This is a genomic window from Bradyrhizobium sp. AUGA SZCCT0283 (assembly GCF_018130385.1).
Lineage (GTDB): Bacteria > Pseudomonadota > Alphaproteobacteria > Rhizobiales > Xanthobacteraceae > Bradyrhizobium.
On record NZ_JAFCLU010000010.1, the window covers coordinates 72,073 to 85,622 of the forward strand.

General features: G+C 60.5%; 12 protein-coding genes. 7 read left to right on the top strand and 5 right to left on the bottom strand.

Annotated elements, in window-relative coordinates:
• The first annotated feature begins 38 nt into the window (after nt 1-38).
• The 7 genes from JQ624_RS15945 to JQ624_RS15975 all read left to right on the top strand — a co-directional run bounded on the left by JQ624_RS15945 (nt 39) and on the right by JQ624_RS15975 (nt 7,469).
• Nucleotides 39-2,009, top strand: a complete 1,971-nt coding sequence (locus JQ624_RS15945) for a long-chain fatty acid--CoA ligase (RefSeq protein ID WP_212419850.1) — start codon at nt 39-41, stop codon at nt 2,007-2,009.
• Nucleotides 2,006-2,791, top strand: coding sequence for an ABC transporter ATP-binding protein (locus JQ624_RS15950; RefSeq protein ID WP_212419851.1), 786 nt, complete (start codon nt 2,006-2,008; stop codon nt 2,789-2,791). The genes JQ624_RS15945 and JQ624_RS15950 overlap by 4 nt, the downstream gene beginning before the upstream one ends.
• Before the next feature lie 10 nt (nt 2,792-2,801).
• Nucleotides 2,802-3,731, top strand: coding sequence for a branched-chain amino acid ABC transporter permease (locus JQ624_RS15955; RefSeq protein WP_312014430.1), 930 nt, complete (start codon nt 2,802-2,804; stop codon nt 3,729-3,731).
• A gap of 15 nt (nt 3,732-3,746) precedes the next feature.
• Nucleotides 3,747-4,874: a branched-chain amino acid ABC transporter permease gene (locus tag JQ624_RS15960; protein ID WP_025589045.1), complete on the top strand. Its 1,128-nt coding sequence runs from the start codon at nt 3,747-3,749 to the stop codon at nt 4,872-4,874.
• A gap of 132 nt (nt 4,875-5,006) precedes the next feature.
• Nucleotides 5,007-6,326 (top strand): ABC transporter substrate-binding protein, encoded by a 1,320-nt coding sequence (locus JQ624_RS15965; protein ID WP_249129838.1) that lies wholly within the window; start codon nt 5,007-5,009, stop codon nt 6,324-6,326.
• Nucleotides 6,327-6,405: 79 nt separating this feature from the next.
• Nucleotides 6,406-7,245, top strand: coding sequence for an ABC transporter ATP-binding protein (locus JQ624_RS15970; RefSeq protein WP_409334332.1), 840 nt, complete (start codon nt 6,406-6,408; stop codon nt 7,243-7,245).
• Nucleotides 7,246-7,325: 80 nt separating this feature from the next.
• Nucleotides 7,326-7,469, top strand: a complete 144-nt coding sequence (locus JQ624_RS15975) for a hypothetical protein (RefSeq protein WP_212419852.1) — start codon at nt 7,326-7,328, stop codon at nt 7,467-7,469.
• Nucleotides 7,470-7,648: 179 nt separating this feature from the next.
• Here the strand turns inward: JQ624_RS15975 and JQ624_RS15980 are convergent, their stop codons facing one another.
• The 5 genes from JQ624_RS15980 to dctP are packed head-to-tail and all read right to left on the bottom strand — an operon-like array spanning nt 7,649 to nt 13,521.
• A complete protein-coding gene (locus tag JQ624_RS15980) occupies nt 7,649-9,172 on the bottom strand; it encodes a malonyl-CoA synthase (RefSeq protein ID WP_212419853.1) in 1,524 nt (507 codons plus the stop codon).
• A complete protein-coding gene (locus JQ624_RS15985; protein WP_212419854.1) occupies nt 9,169-10,578 on the bottom strand; it encodes a malonyl-CoA decarboxylase in 1,410 nt (469 codons plus the stop codon). Before JQ624_RS15985 ends, JQ624_RS15980 begins: the two co-directional genes overlap by 4 nt.
• Nucleotides 10,579-10,595: 17 nt before the next feature.
• Nucleotides 10,596-11,951, bottom strand: a complete 1,356-nt coding sequence (locus JQ624_RS15990) for a TRAP transporter large permease (RefSeq protein WP_212419855.1) — start codon at nt 11,949-11,951, stop codon at nt 10,596-10,598.
• Nucleotides 11,948-12,505, bottom strand: a complete 558-nt coding sequence (locus JQ624_RS15995; protein WP_212419856.1) for a TRAP transporter small permease — start codon at nt 12,503-12,505, stop codon at nt 11,948-11,950. The genes JQ624_RS15990 and JQ624_RS15995 overlap by 4 nt, the downstream gene beginning before the upstream one ends.
• A complete protein-coding gene (gene dctP / locus JQ624_RS16000; protein ID WP_212419857.1) occupies nt 12,502-13,521 on the bottom strand; it encodes a TRAP transporter substrate-binding protein DctP in 1,020 nt (339 codons plus the stop codon). Before dctP ends, JQ624_RS15995 begins: the two co-directional genes overlap by 4 nt.
• Nucleotides 13,522-13,550: the final 29 nt, after the last annotated feature.

The following is a 13,550-nucleotide window of genomic DNA, read 5'->3' on the forward strand; positions in this document are numbered from 1 at the left end:
GGCGCGAACCAACGCGCCGGTTTTGGGATGGAGACGACATGGCCATTGGCGGACCGTTTGACACGTTCCCCAAGTTGCTCCTGCGAAATGCTGCGCAGTTTGGCAGCCGCCCGGCGTTTCGGCATAAGGATCTCGGCATCTGGCAGACTTGGACCTGGGCTCAGGTAGCCGAGATCGTGCGCGCCTATGCCGCGGGCTTGCAGCGGCTTGGATTGCAGCCAGGGGACACGATCGCCATCGTCGGTTCAAACCGGCCGAAGCTCTACTGGACCATGATGGCAGCGCAAACGCTGCGCGCGATTCCGGTTCCGGTTTATTCGGATGCCGTGGCTGACGAACTTGCTTATGTCCTCGCCCATGCCGACGTGAAGTTTGTCGCAGCGCAAGATCAGGAGCAGGTCGATAAGATTTTGTCTGTATCCGACCGGGTGCCGCATCTCCACAAGATTGTTTATGACGAGCCGCGTGGCCTCGATGACTACGATCACAGCCGACTGACTGCAATCCACGATGTCATCGAAGACGGTCGCTCCGCGCTTGCGGCCGACGCTGCGCTTGGCGGGCAGATCGATGAATTCATCTGGCAGGGTGACGGTTCTGACATCTCGATCATCCTGTACACCTCGGGGACAACCGGCACGTCGAAGGGTGTCATGCTGTCGGCGCGACGCTGTATCGACGCTGCGACCGATACCACAAGGTTTGACAGATTGACTGAAGACGACGTGGTGTTTGCCTACCTGCCGCTGGCTTGGGTCGGCGATCACTACCTCAACTATGCGCAGGGACTTGTGGCTGGATTCTGCATGGCGTGTCCCGAGAGTGGTGAGACGATCGAGCAGGATCGGCGCGAGATCGGACCAACCTTCTATTTCGCCCCGCCGCGCGGTTTCGAGGCCATGCTGACGCGGGTAATGATCCGCATGGAGGACGCTGCTGCCATCAAGCGGAGCATGTTCAACTACTTCCTTGGCATTGCGCGGCGGCATGGCGAGTCGATTTTGACCGGAAAGCCGGTGCCACTGTCTGGCCGGCTGCTCTATGCGCTCGGGCGCTTGATGGTCTACGAGCCCGTTAAAAACGTTCTTGGACTGTCTCGCGTGCGTGTTGCCTATACTGCAGGTGAGGCCATCGGTCCGGATCTTTTCGCGTTTTACCGCTCGATCGGATTGAACCTGAAGCAACTCTACGGTCAGACTGAAGCGTTCCTCTATGTTACTTGTCAGCCTGACGGCGAGATCTATTCCGATACGGTTGGCCCGGCGGCGCCGAACGTCGATATCCGGATTGCGGAATCAGGCGAAGTGCAGTTCCGCTCACCCGGCATGTTTGTCGGATACTTCAAGGATCAGGCGAAGACCGCGGAGGCCATGACATCCGACGGTTACGTCAAGACCGGCGATGCGGGTTTCTTCGACGAGAAGACGGGACATCTGAAGATCATCGATCGCGCAAAGGATGTCGGCCGGCTGGCCGACGGCACGATATTTGCGCCGAAGTATCTCGAGAACAAATTGAAGTTCTTTCCCAACATCAAGGAAGTGGTCGTTTACGGCGACTCCAGGGAGTTCGTTTGCGCCATTCTCAATATCGACCCGGCCGCTGTGGCGAACTGGGCCGAACGTAACAACATCGCCTACGGTTCCTACCAGGAGCTGGCGGGGCATCCGCTGGTCTATGACATGGTGGCGAAAGATGTTGCCGCGGTGAACCGCTCCCTCGCGGAGGAAAAGGTGATGGCGAGCGCGCAGATTCGCCGCTTTCTCATTTTGCATAAGCAACTCGACGCAGACGATGGCGAATTGACCCGCACGCTAAAAGTTCGCCGCGGGTTCGTCGCCGAGCGCTATGCTCCACTGATTACGGCGCTCTACGACGGTTCGCATGAAGCCGACATTTCCACCGAAGTCACTTTTGAGGATGGCCGCAAGGGCGTGATCGCGGCGCGGGTCAAGATCCGCGACTTGCAACCAGTTGGTACGACGGAACCTCTGGGGAAAGCCGCATGAGGGCGCCGGATACCAGCGAAATCTTGCTTCAGGTCGAAGGAGTTTCGCTGGCGTTTGGCGGCGTAAGGGCGCTGAGGGACGTTTCGTTTGACATCAGGAGAGGCGAAATTCGCGCCATCATCGGACCGAACGGCGCCGGTAAGACCTCGATGCTCAACGTCATCAACGGCTTCTATCATCCGAACCATGGCGCCATCACCTTCAAGGGTCGGACCCGCGCCCAGATGCAGCCGTACGAGGCATCCCGTGGCGGCATCGCGCGCACCTTTCAAAATGTCGCACTGTTCAAGGGAATGAGCGCACTCGACAATATTATGGCTGGCCGCACATTGAAGATGCGCCGGGGTCTTCTGTGGCAGATGCTGCGTTACGGCCCTGCGCTGGCAGAGGAGATCGAGCATCGGCACCGGGTCGAGGAGATCATCGATTTTCTGGAGATTGAGGCGATCCGCAAGGTGCCGGTTGCGCGTTTACCATATGGCTTGCAGAAACGTGTCGAACTTGGCCGCGCCCTTGCGATGGAGCCCGATCTTCTTCTCCTCGACGAGCCGATGGCAGGCATGAACCTCGAAGAGAAGGAGGACATGTCGCGGTTCATCATCGACGTCAACAATTATTACGGCACGACCATTGCGCTGATCGAGCACGACATGGCTGTGGTGATGGATCTTTCCCATCGCGTGGCGGTGCTCGATCATGGCGTGAAGATCGCCGACGGCACGCCGGATGAGGTCAAGAAGAACCAGGCCGTCATCGACGCCTATCTCGGCGTCGCGCATTAGGGAGTATTGTGTGATTGCATTGGGTCAGTTTCTCGAAGTCCTGATTGGAGGATTGATGTCCGGCGTGCTGTACTCGCTGGTCGCGCTCGGCTTCGTGTTGATCTTCAAGGCTTCCGGTGTCTTTAATTTTGCCCAAGGCGCAATGGTGTTGCTCGCCGGGCTTGCGCTGGTTCGCTCGCTCGACCTGCTGGTGACCCGCGGTTTCCCGCTTTGGGCTGCGATCATCCTCGGCATTGGCTTCGCTGCCGTGATCATGGCGATAGCCGCCTGGCTGATCGAGCGGTTCGTGATCGGACCGCTCGTCAATCAGGACGGCCTCACGCTGTTCATGTCCACCATCGGCGTGACATTCATCCTCGAGGGTGCGGCGCAGATGATCTTCGGTTCCGATGCTTATCCCTTGCGGCTGTTTCCGACGGACGCTTGGTTCCTGTTTGAAAATGTCTTTCCCGGTGGAATTCTGGTCAACAAGCTGGATGTCTGGGGCGGCTTTATCGCCGGCATTCTGGTTGCGGGCCTCGCGATTTTCTTCGAGCGTACCAAGACCGGTCGCGCACTCAGGGCGGTTGCCGACGACCACTTGGCCGCGCAGTCGGTCGGGATTCCAATCGGCTGGATCTGGTTCGTGGTCTGGCTTGCCGCCGGTCTCGTTGCGCTGGTTGCGGCGACCGTATGGGGTACCAAGCTGGGCGTACAGTTCTCCATCACGTTTCTCGCGCTGAAGGCCCTGCCGGTTCTGATCATTGGAGGCCTTACCTCGATTCCAGGGGCCATCGTCGGTGGGCTCATTGTGGGTGCGGGCGAGAAGATCGCGGAGGTATTCCTGGGGTCGTATATTGGTGGCGGTATCGAATATTGGTTCGCCTATGTGCTGGCGTTGGCGGTGCTGCTCGTGCGGCCGCAGGGGCTGTTCGGCGAGCGGATCATCGAACGTATCTGAGACGAGGAGTTCGTTGTGCTTTATCGTGAGGCTGGCCAATTCAAGACGACTTACGCCGAGGATATGGCGATCTTCCCGATCCGCCAGGACCGTATAGCGCTCGCCATCCTGCTCGGTATCGCCTTCATTGGCGTGCCGCTGCTGGCCGACTTCGACATTTGGCCGTTCGGCAGCGACTATCTGCTTCGCGCCATTCTGCTGCCCTTCCTGATCCTCGCGCTCGCCGCTATCGGCGTAAACATCCTTGTCGGCTATTGCGGCCAGATATCGCTCGGCAGCGGGGCGTTCATGGCCATCGGAGCCTACTCCGCCTACAAGTTGGGGACCGGCGTTCATATCCCGCTCGCCTGGTTTGACTTCGCGATTTCGATCCCGCCGCTGCCTGTACTGCTAGCCATTTTGCTCGGCGGGCTCACGGCGGCGGTTGCTGGAATCCTCTTCGGTGTTCCCAGTCTGCGGATCAAGGGCCTCTATCTGGCGGTCGCAACACTCGCAGCGCAGTTCTTTTTCGACTGGGTGTTCCTGCGGGTGGCGTGGTTCACCAATTATGCGCCGTCAGGGTCGGTCAATGCACCGACACTGGATTTCTTCGGTCTGCACGTAGGCACGCCGATTGAGCGCTATCTGCTGTGCCTGATCTTCGTAACGGTGTTCGCGGTTCTGGCGAAGAACCTCGTTCGCGGCAATCTCGGCAGACAATGGATGGCGATACGCGACATGGACATCGCCGCCGAGCTGATCGGTATCCGGCCGCTCTATGCAAAGCTCACGGCTTTCGCGGTCTCTTCATTTATCATCGGCGTGGCGGGCGCACTCTGGGCGTTCGTCTATCTGGGCTCGTGGGAGCCGCTCGCGTTCTCGATCGACCGTTCGCTGCAGCTTCTGTTCATGGTGATCATCGGCGGGCTGGGATCGATCATGGGTGCGTTCGTAGGTGCGGCCTTTATCCTCATTCTGCCGATCCTGCTGAACCGGATTCCGAGCGAGCTCGGCGTTCCGCTGTCGACAGAAACGATCACGCACCTGGAATTCATCATCTTTGGATCGTTGATCTGCTATCTTCTCATCAAAGAGCCACACGGATTTGCCCGGCTCATATCGCTTGGCAAGGAGAAGCTCAGGCTTTGGCCGTTCCCCTACTGAAGCGGCGGTCAGCGCGAAAGATGCCGGAGATCGCAACGCGGAGCGGCGGTCGTTGGCAGAAGGAGCAAGGAAGCCCCGCGATAACAAGACCCGGTACGGCAAAAACCGGGCTGAACGAGGAGGACAACCAATATGGTACGCAACAAACTGATGCTGGCGGCAGCCGTACTATCGGGCGTGGTACTTGCCACTCCGGCTGCGGCACAGAACGAGCAATTCATCCCGATACTGTCCTACCGGACCGGTGCGTACGCCGTGAATGGCGTGCCGTTCGCAAACGGCATGGCCGACTATTACAACCTAGTCAACGAGCGCGACGGCGGTATCAACGGCGTCAAGCTTCTGGTCGAGGAATGCGAGACCGGCTACGCCACCGACAAGGGCGTTGAGTGTTACGAGCGTCTCAAGGGCAAGGGCCCGACCGGCGCGGCCTTCGTCAATCCGCTGTCGACCGGCATTACATTCGCCCTCACCGAAAAGACCGCGACTGACAAGATTCCGATTATTACGATGGGCTATGGCCGCGCCGATTCCAAGAACGGAGCCGTGTTCGCGTACAACTTCCCGCTGCTCGGCACATACTGGTCGGCGGCCGATATCGCGATCCAGCACATCGCCAAGGAGGTCGGCGGCTTCGACAAGCTGAAAGGCAAGAAGATTTCGCTGCTCTTTCACGACAGCCCGTACGGCAAGGAGCCGATCCCGATGCTGCAGGTGCTGGCAAAGAAGCACGGCTTTGAGTTTACGCCGATCCCGGTGACACACCCCGGTGTCGAACAGAAGTCGCAATGGCTGGCGATCCGCCAGAACCGGCCGGATTATGTCTTGGTCTGGGGCTGGGGCGTCATGAACGGCACGGCAGTCAAGGAAGCCGCGGCTGTTGCCTATCCGCGCGAGAAGATGATCGGGGTTTGGTGGTCGGGCGCGGAGCCGGATGTAACGCCTGCAGGCGATCAAGCCGCCGGCTACAAGGCGCTGATGCTTCAGCATGGTGCAGGCAAGTTCCCCGTGCATGCCGACATCGAGAAGCACGTCTATGCAAAGGGCAAAGGGTTGTCGGAGCCTGGCAAGGTCGGCGAAGTTCTCTATAACCGCGGCATGGTGAACGCCATGCTCGGCGTGGAGGCGATCCGCAAGGCGCAGGAAAAGTTCGGCAAGAAGCCGCTGACGGGCGAGCAGGTCCGTTGGGGTCTGGAGAACCTCAACCTCTCCGAGGCACGTCTCAAGGAACTCGGCTTCGAAGGCATGTTGAAGCCGGTCAAGATTTCCTGCTCCGACCACGAGGGTGCGCGGGACGGGCGCGTACAGCAGTGGGACGGCAAGGGCTGGAAAATCATCTCCGACTGGTACACGGCCAACCAATCCGGCACCGAACCGCTCGTCGATGAAGTTTCCGCGAAGTATGCCGCGGAGAAGAACATCAAGTCGCGCGACTGCTCGAAAGAAAGCTGAACGCTTCGCTAGCGATCCGGGTGGAGGATTCGCCTCCTCCCGGATCTCTCGACAGCTGCAACCGTTTGGAGAGGACCGCGTGTCGATCCCCAAGGCTTCTACGGCGACAGAAGCGGCAGCGCCGTTTCTGTCGGTCAATAATATCGAGGTTGTCTACAGTCACGTCATCCTCGTGTTGAAGGGTGTATCGCTGGATGTGCCGCGGGGCGGAATTGTCGCGCTTCTCGGCGCCAACGGCGCGGGCAAGACAACGACGCTGAAGGCGGTCTCCAATCTGCTGCATGCGGAGCGCGGCGAGGTCACCAAAGGCTCGATCCTGTTCGACGGCGTCGAAGTGCAGTCCCTGTCGCCAAGCGAGCTGGTGCGGCGCGGCTGCATTCAGGTGATGGAGGGGCGGCGTTGCTTCGCCCACCTCACTGTAGAAGAGAATCTCCTGACCGGCGCCTTCACGCGCAGGGACGGCAAATCCGCGATCGCGCGGGATCTGGAGCGGGTCTATGCCTATTTCCCCCGTCTCAGGGAGCGGCGTGGTTCGACCGCCGGCTATACGTCGGGCGGCGAACAGCAGATGTGCGCGATCGGCCGCGCGCTGATGTCGCGCCCGAAGATGATCCTGCTCGACGAGCCTTCGATGGGCCTCGCGCCGCAGATCGTCGAAGAGATCTTCGAGATCGTGAAGGATCTCAACGTCAAGGAAGGTGTCTCGTTTCTTCTCGCCGAGCAGAACACCAATATGGCGCTCAAATACGCCAGCCACGGATACATCCTCGAAAATGGCCGCGTGGTGATGGACGCCGAGGCGCGGGCGCTCGCCGCAAATGAGGACGTCAAGGAGTTCTATCTTGGCGTCGCCGGGGACAAGCGCAAATCATTCCGCGATGGGAAGCACTACAAGCGGCGCAAACGCTGGCTCGCTTAGGCGACGACGCTAAGTGGTCGGTCCCCCATTGAAATTATATCGCTATTTCAATGATATATGAGTTCGCAGTTTTGTTCTGAATGGCGCGCCAGCACATCGGCTTTTACTTTGATTTTCTTTTACTTTTTGGTGCTTTTTCCAAGCCAGCAGAAGTGGTTTGGGTAAACCTGTTCGCCTTGTGTCCTTCAAGCCTGATGAACGCATCCTCTGCGAGCCCCGCCTGATCGGCGTCCTCGGGTGTAACGCTCCGCTTCGGCGAGTCTGGTGTGAGACCGAGAACTGACATGATCATCTTGGCCGTGGCGCCGGCCTCGGCGAGACGATGGCCGGTCGCCTTGCGCAGACCATGCGGCTGACGCGGAGACCGTTCATGCGCCTTCTGCGTGAACGGCCTCCCAACAATCTAGTCAACCTTAGCTGAATAGAGATCGCCGAAGCGCTCCCGCAGCAGCGCCTTCTGTACCTTGCCCATGGCGTTGCGCGGCAACGTATCCACGAAGATGATGCGCTTTGGCTGCTTGAATTTCGCGAGGCGTCCCGACAGCGCATTGAGAATGGCGCGTTCATCTACCGAAGAGCCGGGCGTGCGTACAACGGCGGCTGTGACGCCTTCGCCAAAATCGGCGTGCGGAACGCCGACAACGGCGCTTTCGGATACACCAGGGATCGCGTCGATCTCGGTCTCGAGCTCCTTCGGATAGACGTTGAAGCCGCCGGTGATGATGAGATCCTTGCCGCGGCCAACTATATGCAGATAGCCGCGCCCGTCGAGCTTGCCGAGGTCGCCGGTAATGAAGAAACCGTCGGCGCGAAATTCGGCCGCAGTCTTTTCCGGCATGTTCCAGTAGCCGGCGAACACGTTAGGCCCCTTCACTTCGATCATGCCGACCTCATCCGTGGGCAGTGTGGCACCGCTCTCCGGATCGGTGATGCGAACCTCGACTGCGGGCAGGGGGCGGCCCACGGAGCCGGGAATACGCGGACCCTCGTACGGATTGGAGGCGATCATGCCAGTCTCGGTCATGCCATAGCGTTCGAGGATCTCGTGCCCCGTCTTCTCTTTCCAGGCGCGGTGAGTCTCGGCCAAGAGCGGCGCCGAGCCGGCGACGAACAGTCTCATGTTGGCGGTCGTGCGCTCGCTCAAATTCGTGCTCTGGAGCAAGCGAACGTAGAAAGTCGGCACGCCCATCAGCACGGTCGCCCGTTCCATTGCGGCCAGGATGCGATCGGCGTCGAATTTCTGCATGAACAGAATGCGCGAACGCGCGGCAAACGTCACATTGCCAGCCACGAACAGCCCGTGGATGTGATAGATCGGCAGGGCATGGATCAGGACATCCTGGTGCGAGAAGCGCCATTGCTCGACAAGTGTCAGGGCGTTCGAGACCAGATTACCGTGCGTCAGCATGGCTCCTTTCGATCGGCCGGTCGTGCCCGACGTGTAGAGAATGGCTGCGAGATCGTCCTTCGCACGGGGCACGGTGTCGAATCCTGCGGGAAGGCTCGCTGCGGCGTCGACGAGCGAGCCCTTGCCTTGCTCACTGAGTGTCTCGACACGTCCGCCAGCCTTTGCGGTAATGACGCGCAGATCGGCTTCTTCCCTCGGATCGCACACGATCAATGTCGGCTGCGCGTCACGGATGAAATATTCGGTCTCGGTCGGTGTATAGGCGGTGTTGAGCGGCAGATAGACTGCACCGGAGCGGAGCGTTGCAAGATAGAGTGCGACAGCTTCGACGGACTTTTCGACCTTTGCCGCGACGCGATGGCCGGGGCCGACGCCGATCTTGGCCAGGAAACCGGCGAATCTGGCGCTCGTTGCAGCCAGGTCGGCGTAGGTTAGCGTGGCGCCGCCGTCCTTCTCGATGCAGATGGACTGATCGGCTTCTGCCGACGCAAGAAGTCGATCGTACAAATTCCAGTTCATGGCTTGATCTTCCGTTGAGAATTGCCCTGGTGGCTTGGAACGAGTTCGTGGGACGCCAGCTTTGCACGCAGCGCCTTCTTTACCTTGTCGGAGGCGACGACGGTACCGTGCTCGGCAAAGGCTTCATGGTTCGCTTCGATATGATCGAGCGCGTAGAGATAGTTGACCATCAGGCCATACGATTGCTTCATGCCCTTGGCAGAAGCATCGCCAAGGAAATTCAACCGTTCCAGGCGCGCGCCGTTGCCGAGATGGAAGCGGGCGACCGGATCGATCGGCTTGCCCGATGGAAGCTTTGCCTTCAGGAAATAATAGGCGGCAAGCGAGGTGATCGCTTCTCGCGCCTGTGCGATGTCGCCGCCCTCATCGAGCGCAATCAGCGCGCGCCGTGTATCTTCATCGAGTGCGGCCGAGGCTTCGGCCTTAAGCTCACGCTTCACCCATCCGGCGAAGCCGGGAACGGGCGACAACGTGACAAAGGTCTTCAGGTTGGGCAGCTCGCGGGCGAGGTCCTGAACCACCTGCTTGATCAGAAAATTCCCGAACGTGACGCCCGCAAGGCCTCTTTGCGTGTTGGAGATCGAATAGAACACGGCCGTCGTGCCTTCTCGTGCGTCGATCGCCCGTCGCGATTTGTCCAGCAACGGCCCGATCGCCGAAGGAATCTCCCTTGTGAGCGCAACCTCGACGAAGATGAGCGGTTCGTCGATCAGCTGCGGATGAAAGAACGCATAGCAGCGACGGTCCGCCGGCTCGAGCCGGTTGCGCAGATCGTCCCAGTCCTGGATGGCGTGAACCGCCTCATACTTGATGATCTTCTCCAGGATGCTGGCGGATGTGTTCCAGTCGATCGGTCGCAGCACGAGAAAACCCCGGTTGAACCAGGATGAGAAAAGATGGACGAAATCGTCATCGACCGGCTGCAGCTCTGGATGCCTGGACAGGAGCGAGAGCAGGACTTCCCGCATGCGCACCAGGGACGCCGTCCCTCCCGGCGACAGATTGAGACGCCGAACGAGTTCCTGCCGGCGCGGCTCCGCCGCCGCGTGCAGGGCCTCGAGCTTGGTACCGTCGCCGCCTTCCTTGCGCTGATAGTCGGCAATCGCAAGTTCGATGGAACGACGGTCAGGTCCGAACCGGTCGGCGAGCGAGGCGAGGAATTTTAGCCGTTGCGGCTCGCCGGCCCTCTCGAAAGCCGCAAGCAGCGATTGCGCGATCGCTACGCCCGAGGCTTCCCCGCGTCGGGAGAGCAGCGCCTCGCCCAGCAGTTCGAGATCGCGGTCCTCGTCTGCACCACGTTCCGGCTTCATGCCAAGGACCGCCCGGCCACGCTGTGTCAGCGTCTCGATCAGGCCCTGGAGGAATTCGGGCGCCGTGATGCGTCCGGATGTTGTATCGCTCAGCATGGTTTATGCCTCCTCGGCTATCGGGAAGGGGGACCCATCACCAGGTTGGGCAACCAGGTGGAGATCGAGGGCATCAGGCAAAGCAGGACGACAGCGAACGCCATCAAGAGAACGAACGGCAGCGTTCCCCAGATCACGTCCCGCAGCGGGATGTCGGGCGCAATATTCCGGATGACGAAGATGTTGAGACCAACCGGCGGATGGATGAGACCCATTTCCATCACGATGGTCATCACCACGCCGAACCAGATCAGGTCGAAGCCCACATCCTTGAGCGGCGGCAGGATGATCGGTGCTGTCATCAGGATGATGGAAACCGGCGGCAGGAAGAAGCCGAGGACAACGACCATGACCAGGATCGCGCCCAGCAGCACCCATCGCGAGAGCTGCATCGCGACGATCGCCTGAGCCGCCGCCTGGCTGATGTGGAGATAGCTCATCACGTAGGAGTAGAGCAGAGACATGCCGATAATCAGCATCAGCATGGTCGACTCCTTCAGCGTCGATTCCAGGATCGGGCTGAGATCCTTTGGATGCCACACGCCGTAGATCGAGGCGATCAGAGCCAGGGCCAGGATGCCGCCAAGGCCGGCAGTTTCCGACGGCGTGGCATAGCCGCCGTAGAGCGCAATCATGACGCCGCTGAGCAGCACGATGAAGGGCAGCACGCGCGGCAGCGCGCCGAACCGCGCCGCCATCGTGAAGCGCTCGTGCGACAGGATCGCGTGGCTGCCGGGGGTTGCCTCGTAGGCTTGTCGCGCCGCTGCGTATTCGGCCTTGAACCTCAGGACCGCGTAAGTTGCAAACAGCACGACAAGGAGCAGCCCGGGTCCGATGCCGGCGAGGAACAGGCGCCCAAGCGACTGCTCGGCTGCGACCGCATACAGGATCATGGTGATCGAGGGCGGCAGCAGGATGCCCAGCGTTCCGCCGGCTGCGATGATCCCCGCGGCAAAACCGCCGGAGTATCCCCGCTTGCGCATCTCGGGAATGCCGGCCGAACCGATCGCGGAGCAGGTTGCAGGAGATGATCCTGCCATGGCCGCGAACAGCGCGCAGGCAAAAACATTGGCTATGCCGAGCCCGCCCGGAATCCGTCCCATCCACACGTGCAGCGCGCTATAGAGGTCTTGTCCCGCCTTCGACTTGCCGATCGCGGCGCCCTTGAGGATGAAGAGCGGGATGGCAAGCAACGTGATCGACGCCATTTCCTCATAGACGTTTTGCGTCACCGTATCGAGCGATGCGGCTGGCATGAAGAAATACATGAAGATGACGGCGACGGTGCCGAGCGCCAGCGCAATCGGCATGCCCGATGCCATGATTGCAAGCGTGGCACCGCCATACATCATTCCAATGGCCAACGTGCTCATTTGCTCCTCCATCCGTCGATCGCCGAGACGAACTGAAGCGCGATCTGCAGCGTCATCAGCGACATGCCGAGTGCCATCATGCTGTAGGGAATCCATAGGGGCGGTGCCCAGGTCGATCCGGACACCTGTCCGTCGACCCACGCCTCATGCAGCAGTGTCCAGGATTTCCAGGAGAAGAAGCAGCAGAATAGCAGGCTGACCGCGTCCACTAAGAGTGTGCGCACTGCATTGCCGCGGGGCGATAAATAGCCGGTGAGGGCCTCGATGCCGATGTGACCTCGGCCCGCCTGCACGAAGGCGGTGGAAAGGAACGTGCCGCCGACCAGCAGGAAGACGGCCGCCTCATCCTGCCAATAGGTTGCGGCGTTGAAGAAGTAACGCGCAGCGACGCTGTAGCTCAAGATCGCGCTCGCGACGATGAGGGCGATTGAGCAGAGCACGACGATCGCCTTGTTGAGCACGGCCATGGCACGGTTGATTCGCGCCACGGGCGAGCCGGGTCGTGCCGCCGTCGCTACGACGGAGTGGCCGAGGTCGATGCCATGCACGCTCATGAACCGGCCTCCATCGCGAGCTTGATAAGGCGGGCGCAGTTCTCGCTCTTGTTGGCGTAGTCCTTCCAGGCCGTTTCACGTGCCAGGCTTCTCCACTCTCCGATCACACGGCCATCGAGATCGTGGATCGTGGCGCCGGCGGCCTCGTAGACCTTGGCCACACGAATGTCGTCCTGCACCGCCGCGGCGCGGCCGTATTCTTCGAGTTCGGCTCCGACCGACATGATGATGTCGCGTTCCTCGTTGGAAAGCCGATCGAACACGGCCTTCGACATCAGGAGCGGCTCCAGCATGAACCAGTAGCTCTTGGCTCGTCCGGTCGTCAGATGCTTGGCGAGTTCTTCCAGTCGGAACGAGGTCAGGCTAGTCGACGAGGTGAGGGCGGCATCGCAGGCACCGGTCTGCATGGCTGCATAGAGCTCGTTGGAGGGCAGCGACAGAACCGAGGCTCCGGCGGCCTGCAGCACCAGATCCATCTCGCGAGAGCCGCCCCGGATCTTCATGCCCTTGGCATCAGCAACTTCGACCAATGGACGCGCGCGGCTGGCGGCGCCGCCGGCCTGCCAGATCCAGGTGACGATGACGACGCCTTTGGCTGCGAGAAATTTGGTGAGTTCCTGGCCGACCGGCTTGTTCTTCCAGCCAAGGCCTTCTTCGTAGCCGGTGACGAGGCCCGGCATCAAACCAAGGTTGAGTTCGGGAAGATCGCCGCCGGCGTAGGAGATCGGAATGAGGCTCATGTCGAGCGCGCCCTTCCGCATCGCCGAGAACTGCGCGTTGGTCTTCATCAGCGATGAGCCAGGATAGATATCGGCGGTCATCGCCCCTTTGCTGCGCTCCTGGATCAGCGCTGCAAACCGGCGGCAAAGCCGGTCCCGGAAATCGCCCTCGGTGGCGGTACCGCCCGGAAACTGGTGCGAGATTTTCAGTGCTGTTCCGGCGCGCGCACTTCCGAACCGCAGCAACGCGGGCGCGGCGATTCCGAGGGCAAGGGCCTGTCGTCTCGATATTCTCATTCCATACCTCCCGTATTAGATTGCATTTT

Bases quoted from the DNA above. Each gene is read 5' to 3' on its own strand.
- JQ624_RS15945 (WP_212419850.1), top strand. From the start codon at position 39: ATGGCCATTGGCGGACCGTTTGACACGTTCCCCAAGTTGCTCCTGCGA.
- JQ624_RS15950 (WP_212419851.1), top strand. From the start codon at position 2,006: ATGAGGGCGCCGGATACCAGCGAAATCTTGCTTCAGGTCGAAGGAGTT.
- JQ624_RS15965 (WP_249129838.1), top strand. From the start codon at position 5,007: ATGGTACGCAACAAACTGATGCTGGCGGCAGCCGTACTATCGGGCGTG.
- JQ624_RS15975 (WP_212419852.1), top strand. From the start codon at position 7,326: ATGGCGCGCCAGCACATCGGCTTTTACTTTGATTTTCTTTTACTTTTT.
- JQ624_RS15980 (WP_212419853.1), bottom strand. From the start codon at position 9,172: ATGAACTGGAATTTGTACGATCGACTTCTTGCGTCGGCAGAAGCCGAT.
- JQ624_RS15985 (WP_212419854.1), bottom strand. From the start codon at position 10,578: ATGCTGAGCGATACAACATCCGGACGCATCACGGCGCCCGAATTCCTC.
- JQ624_RS15990 (WP_212419855.1), bottom strand. From the start codon at position 11,951: ATGAGCACGTTGGCCATTGGAATGATGTATGGCGGTGCCACGCTTGCA.
- JQ624_RS15995 (WP_212419856.1), bottom strand. From the start codon at position 12,505: ATGAGCGTGCATGGCATCGACCTCGGCCACTCCGTCGTAGCGACGGCG.
- dctP (WP_212419857.1), bottom strand. From the start codon at position 13,521: ATGAGAATATCGAGACGACAGGCCCTTGCCCTCGGAATCGCCGCGCCC.